General features: G+C 32.5%; 2 protein-coding genes. Both read left to right on the top strand.

Annotated elements, in window-relative coordinates; all coding sequences use genetic code 11:
* The first annotated feature begins 185 nt into the window (after window positions 1-185).
* Window positions 186-689, top strand: coding sequence for a DUF2716 domain-containing protein (locus JFL43_RS22090; RefSeq protein ID WP_200750714.1), 504 nt, complete (start codon window positions 186-188; stop codon window positions 687-689).
* A gap of 210 nt (window positions 690-899) precedes the next feature.
* Window positions 900-1517 (top strand): HAD family hydrolase, encoded by a 618-nt coding sequence (locus JFL43_RS22085; protein WP_200750712.1) that lies wholly within the window; start codon window positions 900-902, stop codon window positions 1515-1517.
* Window positions 1518-1651: the final 134 nt, after the last annotated feature.

Here is a 1651-nt window from a genome sequence, read left to right as displayed (position 1 = left end):
GATAATTTATAATAAAGATTGATTACTTAAAATCTCCTCTATATTTTTCTTAGAGGGGATTTTTGTCGTATTTACTTTACGCTGTTTTCTTACAGATTGTTGCTATTCAACTAACGGAGCAGGTTAGTTCAATAAGAAATGATATAATAATACCAAATAAAAGCATTTAAAAGGTGGCTATTCAAATGGGAAATTGGATTGAATTATCCGTATTAGAGGATGGAGAGGTATGGGATAGAATATATGATGAACTTAATTTTGAACCAAGCATATCAAACTTCCCATCTTTTGAAGTTCCAAATCCATTTATCACATATGATGTATCCTCCAATTTAAATTGGTCCGGAGATTTTGATACTTATGATGAGATTTATAATGATCTAGAAGAAAAATCATTGCTTGTTTTTCGAGAACTTACACAGAAGAATGAATATATGTATGCGGTAGATTGGCAGCATACAGGTTATTGGATAAACCCTCGTTTGGAGTTTCCAAAAAGCGAGTTTGATGAATGGACGGTACCTATTTTTCCAAACGGTGATTATTACTTTTTTATTCAAAAAAATTTTGAATGGGGACTATTAGGACACCCTTGGGAAGAGACTATCACTATTTTTGGAAAAGAATTGATAAAATGTTTTGAAAAACATCAACCAAGAATGTTTCAAAAGATATTACGTCAGGGATAATTTAAACCTTGTTGAACTAACGGGGCAGTTTAGTTAAATAAGAAGGGTTAAATAGTTAAATGTGGAATTAAATAAAGGGCGGAAACCAAAATTATTTAGATTATTAATGTATGGGTGAAAATTACGATCTTTATGCTAACTAACGGGTCAGGTAGTGTTGTTTAACTTGTGTTCAACAATCGAATCAGGCCATTTTAAGGAGGAATAAAATTGTTTAAATGTGTGATTTTTGATGTGGATGGAACCATTTTAGATACAGAAAAAGCTATATTAAAATCTCTACAAAAAGTCCTGAGGGAAGAAGGCAAAGATTATCAATTAGAGGATTTAAGATTCGCTTTGGGAATACCGGGAAAAGAAACACTACGAAGACTGAATGTGATTGACGTGGAACGTGTACATCCAAAGTGGGCACAGATTGTATTAGAATTTTCCCAAGAAGTACAAATGTTTAAGGATATAAAAGAAATTATTAAAGTATTATCAGAAAGTCCCATCAGAACTGGTATTGTAACATCTAAAACAAAGCAAGAATTAATTGATGAATTTGAACCATTTGGATTGAGTTCCTTTTTTGAACACACTATTTGTGTAGATGATACCGAAAATCACAAACCACATCCTGAACCTATATTAGTTTGTTTAGAGGGGTTGAATGCTACTAAAAATGAAGCAATATACATTGGAGATTCAATATATGATATGCAATGTGCGAATAGTGCTGGGGTGAAGTTTGCCCTTGCTTTATGGGGTTCTAGAACAACCAAAGGTTTTGAATCGGCAGATTATGTGTTAAATGCGCCTAAAGATATTTTGAATATAATATAGCTGAAAAAAGTGGTGTGTAAAATTGAACATAAATAGCTTCAACAAACGGGCGCGATTGTTTAAAAAGCGTTTCGGTTCTTATTAAACTAACGGGTGCTTTCGTATTATAAGGTTAACCAGTTTTTACTGGTTGA

This window comes from Viridibacillus soli (assembly GCF_016612995.1).
GTDB classification, from domain to species: Bacteria; Bacillota; Bacilli; order Bacillales_A; family Planococcaceae; genus Viridibacillus; species Viridibacillus soli.
This window is presented reverse-complemented; position numbering and strand designations above follow the sequence as displayed.

Bases quoted from the DNA above. Each gene is read 5' to 3' on its own strand.
- JFL43_RS22090 (WP_200750714.1), top strand. From the start codon at position 186: ATGGGAAATTGGATTGAATTATCCGTATTAGAGGATGGAGAGGTATGG.